Origin of the sequence: Secundilactobacillus mixtipabuli, from assembly GCF_002217925.1 — a bacterium.
In the GTDB taxonomy this organism is placed as follows: domain Bacteria; phylum Bacillota; class Bacilli; order Lactobacillales; family Lactobacillaceae; genus Secundilactobacillus; species Secundilactobacillus mixtipabuli.
Genome location: NZ_BCMF01000001.1, coordinates 211,168 through 229,370, shown reverse-complemented (window position 1 = coordinate 229,370; position 18,203 = coordinate 211,168). Strand labels below are relative to the sequence as shown.

The 18,203-nt window shown below is 45.2% G+C and carries 19 protein-coding genes and 1 riboswitch; of the genes, 14 read left to right on the top strand and 5 right to left on the bottom strand.

Features of this window, described 5'->3' with window-relative positions; translation table 11 throughout:
• Positions 1–343 precede the first annotated feature (343 nt).
• Positions 344–1,858, top strand: a complete 1,515-nt coding sequence (gene glpK, locus IWT5_RS00995; protein ID WP_089108092.1) for a glycerol kinase GlpK — start codon at positions 344–346, stop codon at positions 1,856–1,858.
• Between the two features lie 111 nt (positions 1,859–1,969).
• Here the strand turns inward: glpK and IWT5_RS00990 are convergent, their stop codons facing one another.
• The 4 genes from IWT5_RS00990 to IWT5_RS00975 form a co-directional block, all read right to left on the bottom strand.
• The gene (locus IWT5_RS00990) at positions 1,970–2,452 is read right to left on the bottom strand and encodes a DUF2975 domain-containing protein (protein ID WP_159459253.1); all 483 of its coding nucleotides are present in this window, start codon (positions 2,450–2,452) and stop codon (positions 1,970–1,972) included.
• Between the two features lie 146 nt (positions 2,453–2,598).
• Entirely contained in the window at positions 2,599–3,045 is a 447-nt protein-coding gene (locus IWT5_RS00985; protein WP_089108090.1) for a hypothetical protein, read from the bottom strand.
• A gap of 96 nt (positions 3,046–3,141) precedes the next feature.
• Entirely contained in the window at positions 3,142–4,581 is a 1,440-nt protein-coding gene (gene rlmD, locus IWT5_RS00980) for a 23S rRNA (uracil(1939)-C(5))-methyltransferase RlmD (protein ID WP_089108089.1), read from the bottom strand.
• Between the two features lie 111 nt (positions 4,582–4,692).
• Positions 4,693–5,694, bottom strand: a complete 1,002-nt coding sequence (locus IWT5_RS00975; RefSeq protein WP_089108088.1) for an aldose epimerase family protein — start codon at positions 5,692–5,694, stop codon at positions 4,693–4,695.
• Between the two features lie 202 nt (positions 5,695–5,896).
• On the opposite strand from IWT5_RS00975, the gene IWT5_RS00970 reads away from it, so the two are divergent.
• From IWT5_RS00970 to IWT5_RS00910, 13 genes are all read left to right on the top strand, one after another.
• Entirely contained in the window at positions 5,897–6,145 is a 249-nt protein-coding gene (locus IWT5_RS00970) for a hypothetical protein (protein ID WP_089108087.1), read from the top strand.
• A gap of 421 nt (positions 6,146–6,566) precedes the next feature.
• The gene (locus IWT5_RS00965; protein ID WP_089108086.1) at positions 6,567–7,220 is read left to right on the top strand and encodes a WxL domain-containing protein; all 654 of its coding nucleotides are present in this window, start codon (positions 6,567–6,569) and stop codon (positions 7,218–7,220) included.
• A 1-nt stretch (position 7,221) separates the two neighbouring features.
• A complete protein-coding gene (locus tag IWT5_RS00960) occupies positions 7,222–8,229 on the top strand; it encodes a WxLIP family cell surface protein (RefSeq protein WP_089108085.1) in 1,008 nt (335 codons plus the stop codon).
• A 105-nt stretch (positions 8,230–8,334) separates the two neighbouring features.
• Positions 8,335–9,183, top strand: coding sequence for an aldo/keto reductase (locus IWT5_RS00955; RefSeq protein WP_089108084.1), 849 nt, complete (start codon positions 8,335–8,337; stop codon positions 9,181–9,183).
• A 319-nt stretch (positions 9,184–9,502) separates the two neighbouring features.
• Positions 9,503–9,610, top strand: a riboswitch (TPP riboswitch).
• Between the two features lie 98 nt (positions 9,611–9,708).
• The gene (gene thiM / locus IWT5_RS00950) at positions 9,709–10,500 is read left to right on the top strand and encodes a hydroxyethylthiazole kinase (protein ID WP_089108083.1); all 792 of its coding nucleotides are present in this window, start codon (positions 9,709–9,711) and stop codon (positions 10,498–10,500) included.
• Between the two features lie 17 nt (positions 10,501–10,517).
• Entirely contained in the window at positions 10,518–11,342 is an 825-nt protein-coding gene (gene thiD / locus IWT5_RS00945) for a bifunctional hydroxymethylpyrimidine kinase/phosphomethylpyrimidine kinase (RefSeq protein WP_089108082.1), read from the top strand.
• Positions 11,339–11,977, top strand: coding sequence for a thiamine phosphate synthase (gene thiE / locus IWT5_RS00940; protein WP_089108081.1), 639 nt, complete (start codon positions 11,339–11,341; stop codon positions 11,975–11,977). Before thiD ends, thiE begins: the two co-directional genes overlap by 4 nt.
• A 132-nt stretch (positions 11,978–12,109) precedes the next feature.
• Positions 12,110–12,829 carry a gamma-glutamyl-gamma-aminobutyrate hydrolase family protein gene (locus IWT5_RS00935; protein WP_089108080.1) on the top strand — a complete coding sequence of 240 codons (720 nt, stop codon included), beginning with the start codon at positions 12,110–12,112 and terminating at the stop codon, positions 12,827–12,829.
• A gap of 172 nt (positions 12,830–13,001) precedes the next feature.
• Positions 13,002–13,244: a type II toxin-antitoxin system prevent-host-death family antitoxin gene (locus IWT5_RS00930; protein WP_089108079.1), complete on the top strand. Its 243-nt coding sequence runs from the start codon at positions 13,002–13,004 to the stop codon at positions 13,242–13,244.
• Positions 13,244–13,591 (top strand): type II toxin-antitoxin system RelE/ParE family toxin, encoded by a 348-nt coding sequence (locus IWT5_RS00925; RefSeq protein WP_159459252.1) that lies wholly within the window; start codon positions 13,244–13,246, stop codon positions 13,589–13,591. The genes IWT5_RS00930 and IWT5_RS00925 overlap by 1 nt, the downstream gene beginning before the upstream one ends.
• A gap of 208 nt (positions 13,592–13,799) precedes the next feature.
• On the top strand, positions 13,800–14,762 hold the full coding sequence (locus IWT5_RS00920; protein ID WP_089108077.1) for a 2-hydroxyacid dehydrogenase family protein: 963 nt from the start codon (positions 13,800–13,802) through the stop codon (positions 14,760–14,762).
• A gap of 292 nt (positions 14,763–15,054) precedes the next feature.
• Positions 15,055–16,428, top strand: a complete 1,374-nt coding sequence (locus tag IWT5_RS00915; protein WP_089108076.1) for an amino acid permease — start codon at positions 15,055–15,057, stop codon at positions 16,426–16,428.
• Between the two features lie 83 nt (positions 16,429–16,511).
• On the top strand, positions 16,512–17,318 hold the full coding sequence (locus IWT5_RS00910; protein ID WP_089108075.1) for an HAD family hydrolase: 807 nt from the start codon (positions 16,512–16,514) through the stop codon (positions 17,316–17,318).
• Between the two features lie 103 nt (positions 17,319–17,421).
• Here the strand turns inward: IWT5_RS00910 and IWT5_RS00905 are convergent, their stop codons facing one another.
• Positions 17,422–17,856, bottom strand: coding sequence for a GNAT family N-acetyltransferase (locus IWT5_RS00905; protein ID WP_089108074.1), 435 nt, complete (start codon positions 17,854–17,856; stop codon positions 17,422–17,424).
• Between the last annotated feature and the right edge of the window lie 347 nt (positions 17,857–18,203).

Below are 18,203 nucleotides of genomic sequence, written 5' to 3'. Positions count from 1 at the left end.
CCCTCGCGCAGCTGATGCTGTGTGGGGGCTATCTTTTTTTGGTTAAAATAAAAACCATTCCGCTAACTTTGACGAGTCCCGGAATGGTTTTTACATTCTAAACATGTCACCGTCATTAACGGCTCTGCAAGGAAGTCCTATGTCTAGTAGGGCTTCTTTTTATATTGTCATTATACCATGCCACCACGTTGACATGGTCGTTTAAGCATGAAAATATGACTTAGAAAGATTAATAATTGTCTGAGATTACGTCATAATGAATGACATGAACTTTGTGAATGTGATACAGTAAGACTAGTTTTGAAACCGTTTACTTATCACAAAGTTGGAGGGATGAGTTGCTATGGCAATGAAGCAGCCGGAACATTATATACTCGCAATCGATCAGGGGACTTCCGTGACCCGTGCCATGTTATTTGACCACACAGGTCGGAAAGTCATTGAAAGTCAAAAGTCATTTCCACAATACTACCCGCATAATGGCTGGGTTGAGGTTGACGCTAACGAACTTTGGAACTCTGTTCAATCGGTGATTGCGACTGCCTTGATTGATGCTGGGGTCCACCCGGAGTACATTGATGGCATTGGGATTTCAAGCCAACGTGAAACCACTGTTATCTGGGATAAGGCAACCGGTCAGCCCATTTATCACGCGATTGGCTGGCTGTCGAAGCAAACAGCACCGATTGCCAAACAGATGGTGGCGGATGGCTATTCTGATATGATTCATGAGCATACCGGTCTGGTGATTGATTCGTACTTCTCTGCGACGAAGGTTCGCTGGCTGCTGGATCACGTTCCTGGTGCTCAAGAACGGGCTGAAAAGGGCGAATTGCTCATGGGGACCGTGGATAGCTGGTTAGTTTGGAAGCTGTCAGACGGCCAGTTGCACATTACTGACTATACCAACGCCAGTCGAACGATGATGTTTAACATTCATGATTTAAAATGGGATGATGAAATCCTGAAAATCTTGAATATCCCAAAGCAGATGTTACCGGAAATTCACTCCTGTTCTGAAGTGTATGGGACCACTAAAAATTATCAATTCTATGGTGTTGAAGTCCCTATTTGCGGGTTAGTTGGTGACCAACAGGCTGCCTTGATCGGTCAAATGGCGTTCAAGCCCGGCGAGGTCAAGAACACGTATGGTGATGGTGCCTTCATCGTGATGAATACCGGCGATAAGCCACAGTTGTCGAAGCATAAGCTGCTGACAACGATTGCTTACGATTTAGATGGCAAATTAACCTATGCCCTTGAAGGGTCAATTTTCGTGGCGGGGACAGCGCTGAACTGGTTGCAAGAAACCATGAAGATCATTGATAACGTCCCTCAATCTCGGCAGGTTGCCATGGAATCTACCAATGATGACGAAGTCTATGTTGTCCCGGCTTTTAACGGATTAGGGGCGCCATACTGGGATCAGGATGCCCGTGGCGCGGTCTTTGGACTGACCCGCGGAACGAACCGCAGTGACTTTGTGAAGGCCACTTTACAATCCATTGCCTATCAGACCCGGGATATTATCGAGACCATGCGCCAAGATACCGAAATGCCAGTAGTGGAAGTGCTAGCCGATGGTGGTGCATCGCGTAACCGTTACTTGATGCAGTTCCAAGCGGACATCTTAAACTTGCCGATCGTGCGTTCCAGTGAGGAAGAAACGACAGCGCTGGGTGCAGCGATTTGTGCCGGCTTAGCGATAGGCTACTGGAAAGATCTAGACGAAGTCAGCAAGATTCACGCGGCTGGCAGAACCTTTACACCGGAAATGGCAGAGGAGCGCCGTGCCCACCTCTATGATGGTTGGCAGATTGCGATCAATGCTACCCGGGCGTTTAAACCGCGGCATTAAAAACAGAACAGAAACTTTAAAAGACCTATCACTGGCAAATTCAGTGATAGGTCTTATTACTTCAAATCAAATGTGATTTTGTTAGTCATGCAATCATGTAGCTATAAGCTGCTAAATTGGTTGCTCGTTTTCGTTTTTAAGTCGTAGCGCTGCTTCCCACAAACAAACGAGGACGGCCATGAACACCGTTAGGGTGAGCGGAATAGCGGACAGTCCCATGCCAATCAACAGGATGCCGGGCGCATCGTCTAGTTGGGTAATGGTGTAGATGAAAGGCAGCCACAGCCAAAAGCCCACCGTGACAACGGCTAGCGACCATTCTATTCGCTTAAGGTTGGTGACTGCTTCTAAACTAAAAGCTTGGTTACGGTCGATGTTGCCTAATAATCGTTCGACAAAGACTGCTGCAGCTAAAAAGCCAAGAATGGCAAGATAGAGTCCAATTCCTAAAATCACAACCACGGGGGCTAAATGGTGGGGAGCTTGTTCAAACATTTCTTTTAACATAATCGAGAAGGGAAATACACCGACAGCAACTGCTAAGAGGGCTAAACCGCCAATCAACAGTCGCAAAAACCAGGTCCATTTACGCATGAGAAATGCCTCCAGACGTTTATATATTGGCATTAGTATAGCAGATGCGTCATCAACCAACGATAAAGAATTGAATAAGGTTTTCAGGTCAAAGCAGAGAATATAAAAAAACGTCATCCCGAAAAATTGCGGGATGGCGCTTGTCTTTACTTTGCTGCTTTTTCTTTAGGTAAATAGCCGCTTTTTTCCAATAGATCCTTTGAGCGCTGTGTTGCGGGCTTAAAACCACGGTTGAATAAGTGGCGGAAGTACATCAGATTGTACAGGTAACCCCAAACAAAGCTCAGGGCAAACTGAAGGATACTGGTGACGGTACTAAAGGTTTGTATGGAGGTAAAGTGAATGGAGTAGAGTCCTAAGACGATTCCTAAGTTCACACCAATCATACAGAGAAAGTTGTACCAATCCCCTCGAAAAATGGGAACCAGGAAGGAAAAGAGAAAGGTTGTGTATGAAAAACCGACTTTGCCGATTCTAAGGTCGCCATTATCCTCTTTTACAACGGTGGCGTAGTTAGGTGGTAATGGAAGGCCGTTTGGTCCTTCGTTATTATCATTCTCGCCTTGATCGTCGTTTCCAAATGGATTTTGCATTTAACCCCTCTTTTCTACACTAAATCTTTTAAAAGTCAAAATTGGTCAAACTGTTTATTCCACTATGATAAGCCTAAATGCCAATTTTGGCTACCACTAAGCACGGGTAAATTTCACAACGGCTTCGCAACGGGCGGTTTGTGGCATCATATCCACTGATTGAATGTAGTCCACGTGATACTGCTCGGTTAATTTTACTAAATCACGAGCCAGAGTGGAAGGGTTGCAGGAAATATAAACAAATTGCTTTGGCTTAGCACTTAAAATGGCGTTGATCAGGCCGTCATCTAAGCCGGTCCGTGGCGGATCGACAATCAGTGCGTCCGGTCTGAAACCTTCACTGAGCCATTTAGGAATAATGGTTTCGGCAGTCCCGGTTTCGTAGTGCACATTGTCGATGCCGTTAATGCGTGCGTTCTCGTTGGCATCGTCCACTGCATCAGCAATGACATCCATCCCGCGGACTTCTTTAGCAGCGTGGGCAATTGACAAACCGATAGTCCCCACACCTGAGTAAGCGTCAATCACGGTTTCATTATCCGACAGGTTGAGTGCTTTCAGGGCTTCATCATAAAGCCGAACGGTCTGGTAAGGGTTCAACTGTAAGAAAGCGCGGGCAGACAGGTTAAACTGCAGACCGTTGAGTACTTCTCTGATTTGCGGTTTACCGGCTAATAATTGGGTCTTCTCGCCCCAGATCAGTGACGTTTTGTCGTTGTTGATGTTTTGCATAATCGAAACGATTTCGGGGAACTTCGTCAGCAGTTGGTCGACCATGTCAGCTTCTTGAGGGAAGGGTGCTTTTGCTGTGACAAAGACAACTTGGACTTCACCAGTGCCTTCAGCAACTCGCACGACAACCGTCCGCACGAGGCCAGTTCCACTTTTTTCGTCATAGGTGTTGACGTCCAGTTCTTCCATTAAGTCGACAACGCCACGCATGACACGCATGGTCGCTGGCATTTGAACGGAACAAGTTTTTAAATCAACGAGATCATGGCTGCGTTCGCGGTAAAGGCCGGCGATCACATGGCCGTCAGCATCACGGCGAACTTGGAACTGTGCCTTATTCCGGTATTCGTAGGGGTTATCCATGCCAATCGTGGGCTTTAATTCGAAATGGCGATAACCTTTAGGCTGAAATTTTTCCAGTGACTGTAAAACCACGTCACGCTTAAAATCAAGCTGGGCAGGATAAGCTAAATGTTCCAGCTCAAAACCACCGACCTCGGCGGCATAATCATCACGAGGCTTGACCCGGTCTGGACTAGGTGTTTTAAGCCGATGAATTTTGGCTGTCAGAAACGAAGGCTTGATGCCGGTGACTTCAGCAACGATGACTTCTTCTGGCAGGGCACCCTTAACGAAGACCAGCTTACGTTTGAAGTAGCCGATTCCTTCACCATTGATTCCTAAACGTTTGATGGTGAGTGGGAAACGCTGGCCCAGGGTGACTTGAACGCCGGCCTGTTGTTGGGGGCGGGGTCGGTGATTATTTGAATGGTGATAACGGTGTTGCGATTGATTTGTATTCAATGATTTTTATCCTATCTATATTGTGTTGAGTAATCTCACGTCTTCCGTATTGTAGCTTAAAAGAGCGGTCCAGCACAAGCTGAACCGCTCTTTTATCATTGAAACTTAGTTTTATGCTTCATAATAGTGGTACTTGATCGTGTAAGACTTCAAGTCACCTGGATGTAACGTGATGTCACCGAAGCCATCGTGATTAATGGCATCAGGCAACGTTTGTGCCTCAGTAGCTAAGGCATTGTATGGCTTGCTGTCATCAAATGGGTTAGCGGTAAAAACAACCAAGGCGTTACGGTCTGAGTAGATAGCAACGTGACGATTGCTTGCTTTGTCACTCAAAACAGCGATTGGATCACTGTCGCTTGGCTTAACTTCGTAAATATCATCGATTTCTTTCTTATCGTACTGTGACTTAATGTCGGCGAGGGCGCTAGGCACATCGCGAGCTTCTGAGAAGTCGTAGCCGGTACCTGCGAGTTTGGTGAACTTGCCCGTTGGGACTTTATCAGGTGCTAAGTCCAAACGACGGGTACTGTTGATCTTCAGCAGCTGATTGTCCAAAGTCTTTTGACCCTCTGTGAGATTCCAGTAAATGTGGCAGGTTGGGTTGAATAAGGTGGTTGCTGTCGAAGCTGCACTGAAGTTGATCGACACATCGTTGTCGTCGTTAAAGGTGTAGGTGATCCGGGCATCTAAATCGCCAGGGAAGTGGTCTTCGGAACTGGCAATGTTACGTGAAAATGTCACGCTGGCATCGTGTTCGCGAACGGATTGTTCAGCTTTCCAAACTAGGTTAGCGAAGCCGTGAGGACCACCGTGTAAGGTGTTGTCGTTTTCGTTAGCGTCAAAGTGGTATTCTTTTCCATCAATAGTGGCTTTGGCTTTAGTAATCCGGCCGGCGACCCGTCCAATTGACATACCTAGGCAAAATGGCGTTGTTTCGTAGTCTGACAGTTTATCGAAATGAGCGACCAGCGGGTGATCGTTGACGTTGTAGTTCGTCCAAGTTGCACCAAGTTCACTGACCTGGATGAAGTTACCAGCAGCATTGGTAATGGTGTAACGATTAATATTTTGACCGTTATGTTGACCAAAAACATCGGCTGTAATTTGCATAAATAAATCCTCCTTGTGTAAACGCTTTATCAACTAGTATTATACGCTTTCTGGCCGGAAAAATTTAGTAAATATTTTTTGAAAATGGGTGAAAGCTAGTTCTTAACCTTTTCCCAACAATTTCTTCACAGTTTCGAGATATTTAACTGATATTCTTATTATCGTAATAGCAAGGTTGCTATTTTCGAAAGGATTGATAGAAATGTTACTTGATAATTCAGAGGTTGAGACCATTGCCGTTCAGTTAGTGGACGTGAGTGAGTCTAAGATGACCGCCAAAACCGAAAACAACGAAATGATTCAAATTAAACCCAGCGCTATTGCTAAGAACGATAAATCTTTCTGGCAAAGTATGAAAGATATCGCTAAGGCTAAAATTTGGCTGCCTGTTACTAAAGGCACCCATCAATTGCTGCAATACGATTGGTTAAGTGCAACACCCAGTCTTTAAATTTGAAGTTTATAGGTCTAGGCCATCTTCAAGTCAGTTGACTTGAAGGTGGTTTTTTTAGTCTTGATTTTAAAATTAAATTTGAGACTTAAAACCGTTTGAAAAGTGTTTAAGGGCAACCCCAATCTTTCGCCACTTATAGAACGGCTTAACGAGTCAAAAAAATGATTGAGTAGACACATAATCCCTTGTCGGAGTAACAGTTGTAATTTGCTCAATTATGTGCATGACACTGATTCTTTGTAAGTATGGAATTTTATAATTAATGGGGGTAACTAACTCGTGAAAGCCCTTAATATAAGGAACTTATCAGAATAATATCATTAACATTATATTGACTATTTTTATAAATGAAGCTATATTTGATACCTTGTATCTATTGGGGATTTAATTTAATTAACTTAAAGGAGGACTTAATTATATGACTAGTTTAAAAAAGTTTAGTACAGTGCTCATGAGTGCGGGGATTCTGCTAGGTGTTCTGGCAGCGCCTGTTGTAGGGCATGCTGATTCACAGAATTCCCCCGTAACCGCGAATGTTGCGCAAGATCCTAAACACGGCTCACTGAGCATAACACAGGTACCAGATTTCACTTTTCAATCTAACATTGTCAATGATGGTACAGCTGCTGGGTCTGCCGATAAAGATTTAACCATCAATGACGCAACAGACTCTGCATCTGGGTGGACGCTTTCAGCTCAGCTAAATGCGTTTAAAGCAAACAAGGAAGGCGCACTGTTTAATATCAGTGGTGCTTACATGGGACTATCACCTAAGATAACTGCAACAGGTAATTCTACAGTAGGGACGGCACCAACGCCTGCTTCAGCAACTTTGAATGGCGGTGCGACTAATGCACCTATTGTTGCTTCTGCTCTAAGCGCTGAACAACATAAAAACGCTAATGGAACTGCTGACGGCATTGGTGAAGGCATTGGTACGTGGAATATTGCATTTGCCCCGACGACACTACATGCGACCTTTCCAATGATTGCAGCCACTTACAGTTCTACAATCACTTGGACGTTAACTTCTGGCCCAACTTCCGATGTAGCGGCAACGCCAACTAAGTAATATGAAAAAAGGACTTAAATTAGTTTTCATTACACTGATGTTTGTTGCAGGTATCTTCAGTTTTACTCATGTTCCAGCTAAGGCTGCGGTCAATGACTTTCAGGTGAAAGCCATTCTGCCAGCTAACAATAATCCGCAGGCAAGTTACTTTGATTTAAAAGTGAAGCCGAAAGCTGAACAGACGTTGCGTATCCGGATCACTAACAATAGCAGTAAACGCCAATTGTTTAACGTGAAATCTAATAACGCAACGACGAATTCCAACGGGGTCATTGATTATTCCCTGCAAACGAAAAAGGATGCTTCAGCAACTACCTCGTTTTCTGAAATGCTGGGTGATCAAACGGGCAAACAGGTTTCGGTTGCCGGTAAAAGTAGTGCAATCGTTTCATTTAAACTGACAACACCCAAGCAGCCGTTTGATGGAACGGTTCTTGGCGGGTTCGTCGTTTACTCAGCGAGTGCTGCTGAACAAGCTCAAAAGAGCAATCAAAGCAGCAATTTAGCACACTACGTTATTGCAGCCCGGCTAGTGGAGTCGACTAAGCAGGTCACACCAGACTTGGCTTACCATGGGACTAAGTACGTGGGCGCCAATGGTTTGCCAAGGATTCAGGTTAATTTACAGAACACGCAGCCGACTATTATTGGTGATGTTCATCTTAAAGCCACGGTGACTGGTGAAGGTCATCAGACGGTGGCTAAAGTGAACCAAAAAATGCTTAATTTCGCGCCCAATTCAAGTTTTGGCTATCAAATGCAAACCCTGAATAATAAGGCCCTTAAGCCTGGTCAATACCGGCTTAACATGACGGTTAAGGGTGATAATGGTTCTTGGAAATTTGATAAGCTATTCACGGTTTCTGACAAAGATGGCAAAGCAGCTAAGATTGTTCAGCCAGCCACTAACTGGAAACAGATTATCATGTGGATCATCGAAGGCCTAGCTATTCTAATCGTGTTAGGCTACATCATTAATAAATTCCGCAAGTGGATGAAGAAAGATTAACCATTTTACGTAAGCCTAATCGCTTGCGTCTAACTTTAAAAAAACGGTAAACTCAGGGTTGTTAAGACTTGAGTTTACCGTTTTTTAGCATAAAGGAGGTTAATTATGGCTCTAACAGACACTTATACACTTAGTAACGGCACCAAGATTCCGGTTGTCGGTTTCGGTACTTGGCAGACACCAGATGGTGAGGTTGCTTATCAATCCGTATTGACCGCTTTGAAGGCTGGTTATCGCCACATTGATACGGCTGAGGGTTACGGCAATGAAGCGAGTGTTGGCCGTGCCATTCATGATTCTGGCATTAAACGAGAAGATCTTTTTGTCACCACCAAACTTGATAATTCCGCACATGGTTATGAAGAAACGAAGCAGGCACTGGGCGAGTCATTATCAAAACTAGGTCTGGAATACGTTGATCTCTTCTTGATTCATTGGCCTAATCCGATTGCCTATCGTGACCAGTGGGAAGAAAAGAATGCTGAAACTTGGAAGGCCATGGAAGAGGCCTATGAAGAAGGATTGGTAAAAGCAATTGGCGTTTCGAACTTCCGGCAAAAGCACCTGGATGCTTTGTTGAAAACGGCTAAAATTACGCCAATGGTCAATCAAATTTTCCTGAACCCGTCCGACTTGCAGCCAAGCGTTGTTGAATATAACGATGCCCACGATATTTTATCCGAGGCGTACAGTCCATTTGGAACGGGTAAGATCTTCCAGATCGACGGACTAAAAGCGATTGCGGAAAAGTATAACAAGTCCGTGCCGCAATTAGTGCTGCGCTGGCATTTACAGCATGGTTTCCTGCCATTGCCTAAGTCAGTGCACACTGATTATATTCAGGCCAACACTGATATTTTCGACTTTGAAATTGATGAGACTGATATGAAGACGATTGATGGCTTCCGCGGGGCTTTCGGGCTGGCGGAGGATCCGGATACGGTACCGTTTTAGAATGAAGTTTGTGGAGCTTGACCCGGTGGGTTGGGCTCTTTCCTTTTATGTAGAGTAGTTGGGTTCCAGCAAGCAGAGACTTGCACCTCACAGGTGAGCAACATAAACCCAGGCCCGGGGTTTACGTCACTCCCCTGTTAGGCTCCAGTCTCTAACCGCTTGCTTCCACACCCCTTTTCTTAGTCGGGCTACAGCAAGCAGAGACTTGCACCTAAGGCAATTCCGCCATAAATCCAAGCCCGGGATTTTTGCCGAAAGTACCTTAGGCTCCAGTCTCTAAGCGCTTGCCTTCACACCCTTTTTCTTTTACAATTAACCCAAACAACACGAGGGGTGTCCCACTATTTCTTTGGGGCTGAGATGTGCTTGCACTATCCCTTTGAACCTGTAAGTTCAGACTTGCGAAGGAACGTGTTCAATTCGGGCCGGTTTTGCCGGCACAGAGTCGAGCTAACGTTTTGATAGCTCGGCTCTTTTTTTAAGACTGACTGTTGTTTGTACTTATATTCTGGGAGGACTTTTTTCATGAAAATTGATTTACTGAATCAGATTCGCGAGACTAATCCCGTTGTCCTTAATATTTCAAACTTTGTGACCGTTCAAGATGTCGCTAATGGTATTAATGCCATTGGAGCTTCACCGATTATGTCTGAAGAAATTGCTGAAACCGATGAGATGGTTGGTATCAGTAACGCTGTTGCCTTGAATCTTGGAGCCTTTTCAAAGCCGCAAGTGGACCATATTCTTGCTATGGGTAAAGCTGCCAACGCGCAACACAAGCCTTTAGTTATTGATCCGGTGGCAGTTGGGGCTATCAGCTACCGTAAGAAAGTGGCTTTGGACCTCATGAACCAGTTCCAAGTTGACGTGATCCGTGGGAACGCCGGTGAAATTGCTGCGTTGGCAGGTGTTGCTTGGGATGCCAAGGGTATTGATGCTGGTTCAGGTAACCAAGACGTGGTGGAAGTCGCTAAAGCTGCTGCTAAAAAGCAAAACTGCGTGGTCATTCTCAGTGGTGAAACGGATGTGATTACCGACGGCGAACACGTCGCTCGGGTTTTCAACGGGACCCCGTTATTCCAGTTGCACGTTGGGTCTGGCGACATGCTCAGCAGTATCGTGGGTGCCTTCTGTGCGGTCAGTGATGGTGATTACTTTGAAGCTGCTCAAACGGCTTGCTTGGTGTTTGCTTCAATCGGTCAGATTGTTGCCGACCAGTTGAAAGAAGAACGGCCCGGTACATTTGCTGCTCGTTTAATGGACGAACTGCATCTGGCAAGCGTCGCTGACATTGAAAAAATTGCTCAATTTGACTGAAAGGTGTGACATTTAAAATGGCTGAGGAAGTTAATTCATTTCCACAAACGTTAACCATCGCGGGGACTGATTCAGGCGGTGGTGCCGGTGTGATGGCAGATTTGAAGACCATGCAGGAACGCCACGTGTTTAGTGCAGCGGTCATTGTTGCTGTAACGGCACAAAATACGATTGGCGTGCAGGACTTCGCTGCGTTATCCAAGAAACTCATTGACGAACAGTTCGCTTCAGTAGCTGGCGATTTGGCAATTAAAGCCTGCAAGACGGGGATGCTGGCGGATGCTGAACACGTTGAAATTGTCGTCGAGAACTTAAAAAAGTATGACTTGGGGCCACTGATTGTGGATCCCGTCATGATTGCGAAAGGCGGCGCGCCATTACTGGCTGATGATGCCATTGACGTGGTTAAGCGTGATTTATTACCGTTAGCAACCGTAGTCACACCCAATTTGCCAGAAGCAGAACGGCTGACGGACATGACAATCAAAACACCAGAAGACATGCAAGCGGCTGCTCAAAAACTGCGGGAAACGGGCGCCAAAAACGTGATGATCAAGGGTGGCCACGGTGATACGGAAAAGGTAACTGATTACGTTTTACTGGAAGATGGCAAAGAATTCTGGCTCAGCGCGCCACGGGTTGACACCGTGCGCACCCACGGAACTGGTGACACTTTATCCAGTGCTATGACTGCTGAAATCGCAAAGGGTAACGATATTGAATCGTCCATTCGAGTCGCCAAAGACTTTGTGGAAGCTGCTATTCGCAACACGATTCAAGTCGGCCATGGTCATGGGCCTTTGAACCATTGGGCATATGGAGAGGAGCATCCTGGCAAATGAAATTTAAACCAGAAATGTTAAAAGCTTACTTTGTCTGCGGTTCTCAAGATGTGCCTGAAGGCCAGTATGAAACGATTGTAGATGCTGCTATTGAGGCTGGCATTACCGCTTTTCAATTCCGCGATAAAGGTCAGGACTCAACACTTAGCCCAATTGACCGCGCTGCAATGGCAATGAAACTGCGTGGGCGTTGTGCCGAAGCAGGCATTCCCTTTATTGTGGACGACAACGTTGAGTTAGCTAAGCAAGTCAACGCTGACGGCATTCACGTGGGACAGTCGGATGAAAAAATTCAACAGGTGGTTGCTGAAGTCGGTGACCAGATGATTGTTGGCCTGTCTTGCTCCAACGCGGAGGAAGTTAATGCGGCTAATGCCATTGAGGGTATCGACTACTACGGTAGTGGTCCGATTCACCCAACAGGATCCAAAGCGGATGCTGATCCAGTCATTGGTTTTGATGGGCTAAAGCAGCTTGTTAATTTGACTGAGCGGCCAATTGTTGCTATCGGTGGTATCACTGTTGATGATTTGGGTGAGATCGTTAAGACTGGTGCTGCTGGCTCAGCCGTGATTTCACTGATTGCCCAAAGTCATGATATTCCGGGTGTTGTGAAAGCAATGTTGCAAGCATAATGATGATTAGAGAGTGTGATACAACTCTAAAGTCTAGAGTTGCATGGCACTCTTTTTATTGGATTGACAAGTTCTCCCGTTAGATTTAAGCTTTCCCCAACAAATAGAGACTTTAGTAAGGGGTGTGTAAAAATGGCAAAACCAATCATTGGAATCCCGGCTGAGTACCAGCTGGTGCGCGACTTATACCGGAATACGGTAAATCAGGGTGAAGTAGCGGCAATTATTAAAGCTGGCGGTGTGCCGGTATTGATTCCCACCCGTGAACCCGATTTGGCTGTGGCCTATAGTGAGCTGATCGATGGGTTGCTGTTGCCCGGCGGTCCAGATGTAGCACCACGCTTCTTTGGTGAAGAACCGTTGCCAGAGATGGGAGAGGCTGACGACCGGTTGGATGAGACCGAAATAGAATTGATTAATTTGGCGTTTGCGGCTAGAAAACCAATGTTGGGCATTTGTCGCGGGGCACAGGTGATTAATATCGCGCTGGGTGGCGACATTTATCAGGATATTGGTACGCAAATCGATCATCAAACTTATCAGCACCACCAAAAAGCACCCCTCGATCAAGGATCGCACTACGTTGATTTTGCGGAAGGTTCCAAGTTGCAGCAGATCTTTCGCGGTCAGCGGCACGTGTTGGTCAATAGTTGGCACCATCAAGCCGTCAGAAAGTTAGCACCGCAGTTAAAGTTAACGGCCAAGGCTGGCGATGGCGTGGCGGAAGCTGTGGAGAGCAAGGATAATGATTTGATTCTAGCCGTTCAATGGCATCCGGAGTTGATGTACAGGAAAAATGCGGATGAGTTCGCGATTTTTGAAGACTTTATTAGACGGGTTCGTGAAGCATAAGCTATTAAAGCAGCTTGGAATTATTGATTCTAGGCTGCTGTTATTAAATTTGCCGTTAATAATCTACGTAGTTAATGTAATAACCTTAGTTAACGGTAATAACTAAGGGATAAATTATTAGAGTAATTTATCCCATAATGATATACTGAACCTTTAGAAAGGACTGAGTACTATGGTAAACATTATGCCAGTTTCAGAGCTGAAAAATTATGGTAAAGTACTAGACACAGTGGGACCAGAAAATCCTGTGTTTTTGACTAAAAATGGTTATGGAAAATACGTTGTTATTGATTTGGCAGATTACGAAGCTTTTGAAAAATTCACGAAAAGTAAGCAATTAGCCCAAATTTTAAATCAAGCTGAAAAAAGTGGTACTCGGCCGTTGAGTGAGGTTGCGGCGGAATTGTTAAAGTAGTGAGCTATAAGTTAGCTATTACAAATGATGCTGCATCAGATTTACATTCAATACAGGAATATCTGACGGAATATTTTGGACAAAAGACTGCTGAAAAAAGTATTTCGAAAATGATTGCGCAATTACAAAAGTTGGAAGCTTATCCTAAAATGGGGACTAATGCTGGGTCTATTGATCATCAATTAGAGCCGTTTCGCTACCTGCGTGACAAAAGAAATACGGTATTTTACAAAATTGATGAGGGACAGCAAAGAATCATCATTGAACGGATATTTGACAATCGAGAAAATATTATTCGTGAATTGAATGATTATTTTGACATTAATATCTCTTTTGACGATATGTAGCGCTTTAAGTAACCTGTTGAATGGCTAATAATCTACTCTTAAAATAGTTGACTAAGTGTTGGAAGAAAGACTGTGTATAAACAATCGCAGTCTTTTAATTTTTCGGTAAATTAAGACTAACTTATATTTCATTCATTTCACAAAATTGCACTCCTAGGCTTTTTGCGAGATAATGAAAGCGGTAACAAAAATACAGGAGGCCTTGATTATGACTAAAGTCTATTTATCAGCTCAATTACCAGAAGTGGCTACTCAACAACTGCAAAAAGCAGGGTTGGATGTTAGTGCCTATGAAGGTGAAGGTTTGATTTCTCACGACGAGTTACTGAAGAACGTCAGTGATATCGATTTCTTGATCACCCCATTGTCAACAAAGGTTGATAAGGAAATCATTGATGCTGCACCAAAGCTGAAGTTAATCGCGAACTTCGGTGCTGGGTTCAACAACATTGACACTGCCTATGCCAAGGAAAAGGGCATTCCAGTAACCAACACACCAGCGGTTTCAACGAACGCTGTTGCTGAAGTGACGATCGGCCTGATGCTGGCACTGAGCCACCGGATGGTTGAAGGTGATCAAAAGATGCGTAACGAGGGCTTCCCTGGCTGGGCACCACTCTACTTCTTAGGTCATGAAATTGCCGGGAAGACACTTGGTATCTTCGGTCTAGGTAACATTGGTAGTGATGTTGCTCGGAAGGCTAACGCACTGGGCATGAACGTTCAGTACTACAAGCCAAACCGTCTTTCTGACCCAGAAGAGCGTTCAATGAAGGTCACCTACAAACCATTGGATGAATTAATTAAGACCAGTGATTTCATCACCATTAACGCACCGCAAACACCTGAAACTACGCACAAATTTGATGCAGCGGCCTTTAAAGCAATGAAGAAGACAGCTTACATCGTTAACGTTGGCCGTGGCCCAATCATTGATGAAGCTGCTTTGCTGGAAGCTTTGAAGTCTGGCGAAATTGCCGGGGCTGCTTTGGATGTTTACGAAAAGGAACCAAAGGTCGACGATGGCTTCAAGTCATTGAAGAACGTTGTTTTGACGCCTCACGTGGGTAATGCCACCGTTGAAGCACGTGACGCCATGGCTAATATTGTTGCTGGCAACGTTCTGTTGGTCAACAGCGGTAAAGACGCTAAATTTATCGTTAATAAATAAAAACTTTTCCCACCACTCTGCGATTTGAACGCGACCGCCAAGAAAAAGACTTGTATTTTAGCAAGATTAAAGTACAATGAGATTATAAAAATGCTTCACAGAGAACCGGAGAAGGCTGAAAACCGGTAGCATTAATATGGCAGAAACACTTGGTTGCGCAACCAATATCAGCGATTAGAGGCAGTTCGATACGAACTGTGAACTTGGGTGGAACAGCGTTACGACGCCCCTTGGACCTCAGATAATGAGGTACTAAGGGGCGTCGTTTTTGCGTTCAGAAGAGGAGTTTGTTATGAAAAATAAGGATCAAAAGCTATCGCGCTCGTTGCAAAGCAGGCATATTCAGATGATTGCGATTGGTGGGGCGATTGGAACTGGGCTGTTTTTGGGTTCTGGTAATGCCATCCACACATCCGGTCCGTCAATTATTCTCGCTTATTTGGTCGTCGGCCTATTCTGTTTCTTCATGATGCGGGCCATTGGTGAACTTTTATTGTCCGACCCAAGCAAGCATTCTTTTTTGGATTTTGTCAGTGAATATTTAGGGGATCGAATGGAGTTTGTGACTGGCTGGCTGTACTGGTTTTGCTGGATCAGTCTGGCCATGGCGGATCTGACCGCAACCGGGATCTACATCAAGTTTTGGTTCCCGTCGATTCCGCAATGGGTGGCACCGTTCGTGATCCTCATTTTCCTTTACCTCACCAACCGAATCAACGTCAAAGCGTTTGGTGAAATGGAATCCTGGTTCTCAATGATCAAAGTGGCCGCCATTATTATCTTGGTGGTTGTCGGTTTCGCATTGGCTATTCTGCACACTGAAGTGGATGGTCAAACGGCGTCCTTCAGCAACTTAGTCAGTCATGGTGGCTTCTTTCCAACTGGCGGGTACGGTTTCTTGATGGCGTTTCAGATGGTTGTCTTCGCCTTTGTCGGCATTGAAATGGTGGGGCTGACTGCTGGTGAAACCAATGACCCGGTAGCTAATTTACCTAAAGCCATCAATAGTTTACCAATCCGAATCGGTTTGTTCTATGTAGGTTCAATGATTGCCATTATGAGTGTTTATCCCTGGAACAAGATCACGACCACTGCCAGTCCCTTCGTTCAGGTGTTCTCTGGTATTGGAATTGCCGGTGCTGCTGGTATTTTGAACTTCGTTGTGTTGACCGCTGCTTTGTCCGCTACTAACAGTTGCCTGTTCAGTACCAGCCGGACGTTGCACGCGCTGAGCTGGGGTGGCAACGCGCCAAAGAAACTAGCCACCCTCAATAAAAGTGGCGTGCCAACTAATTCGTTGAATTTTTCAGCGTTAGTCCTGTTGGTTATTGTGGTGCTGAACTACTTGATGCCAGCGAGCGTCTTCGTTATGATCTCCGGGGTTTCAACGATCAATTTTGTACTAGTTTGGGTCATCTTGATTTGGTGCCATATTCGCTACCGGCAGGTCCATCCGGAAGGCGCTCAGACGTTTCAGATGCCAGGTTACCCGTTCACGGATTGGCTCAGTTTGATTTTCTTCATCGGTGTGCTGGTCTTCTTGCTCATTAATGGTTCGACCCGAATCTCCATGATTATTTCACTGGTCGTGTTCCTCGTTATGCTGGGCGTTTACGAACTCATTTACCGGCCACGGCGGCAGAATAGCACTAAGTCCGCAAAGTAGTCAGTTGCAAATCTCCTCCAAAAATGACACTATATTAAAGTGATTCAGTCAGTTTTAAAGGTATAAATGAAGGAGAATTGATTTTGATTAAACATATTTTTTCCGATATGGATGGCACATTGCTGAATCAGCATGGCAGAGTTTCGGCTGGCAACAAGGCGGCTATCCAAAACGCGGGTATCCCGTTCACCTTGGTATCCGCCCGGTCACCAAGACAGATGATGGACGCCATTGACACTCTGGCGTTATCCGCACCGCAGATTGGCTTTAATGGCGGCTTGATCTACCGGGTCAAAGACGGGCAGCTTCAAGTCATTGAAGATACCCCCATAGATGGCAACGTAGTTAAACGCGTTGTGGATCTAATGGCAGCCAATTTTCCCACCACTGCACTTAGCCTGTTTGGTCTCTCTAACTGGCAAGTGACCCGTGTGGATGACGGCGTGGCCTTCTTTGAAAAAGATATGCCGCAAAAGCCAACGTTACTTGATCAGGACGCTTTTTGGCAAGCGCCGGAATCAATCTATAAAATGACTTTTTGTGTTCTCAAACCAGATGTGATGGACGGCATCGTTAAAATGCTGGCAGCAGCGGACTTACCAGGCGTTGCCATGCAGAAATCCAGTGATATTTACCTGGATATTACCGCGATGGCAGCTAAAAAATCACGCGGTGTCGAATACATTGCCAAACGTGAGCAGTTAGATTTAAACGAAACCGCGGCCTTTGGTGATGGTCCAAACGATATCCCAATGCTGAAACTAGTTGGTATGCCAATCGTCATGGCGAACGGCTTACCAAACGTCAAAAAAGTTGCCCGCTACCTGACCACTGATAATGAGCATGATGGTGTAGGTCAGGGAATCGAAAAATTCGTGCTGGCTAACTAAAGTTACTTGTATAAAATTAAAAGCACTACCAGTGCTCAACAAGAGTGATGGTAGTGCTTTTAGTTTGGCGAAATGATCAGTCTAATTTGAGGAAGACGCTTGATTATACGAGTGATTTGGTCAATGTGATTGCTGGCACACCGTCTTCTTCATAAGGTTCCGAAGCCACTTGATAACCCTGACGTTCATAGAAACCCTGAGCTGTCATTTCACTGTGAATGACGGACTTGGTGTAACCATGCGCCATTCCGTAATCTTCCAGCGCTTTGATGACTTTTGCACCTAAGTGTTGGCCACGGTAGTCTTTAAGGGTGGCAATTCGACCTGGTCGCATGGTGGTATCGTCAATCGTCTGGAATCGGCCAGTAGCGGCTGGCTGACCATCATCGGTATAGGCAACCACGTAAACTCGGTCAGGTTCATCGTTATCATCGAACTCATCTTGCATAGCGATAGTCCGTTCCAAGACAAAAACGTTCATGCGGATGTAGAGTGCAGCAGCATGATTCCAAGGTTCTGATCCAGTATGAATTTCCATAATAAGGACTCCTTACAGTTTTTTATTGGTTTAAGTATACCCTTAAACTTAAGTCAGATTAAGGGGCATTTCGTTGCGTAAAACAGACCACTCGTCGTGGGGTCGCTCCGGAACTATTTTTTCGGGAACCGCCGAAAAAAGGATTTCCTGCGTCTCCCGTAGTAGTAAGTGAGCCAAGGACACTCACTAACTACTACTCGCACCACGAGTGGTCTGTTTTACTCCACTGCATTTGAATTTGAGCTCTATTGGCTACTGCACTGTTTGGTTGCTGTCGCAAATTCTGAAACATAACTGTAAGAAAATAAGGGCTTCACATGTAATATTACTGGTAAGTAATATCCGAG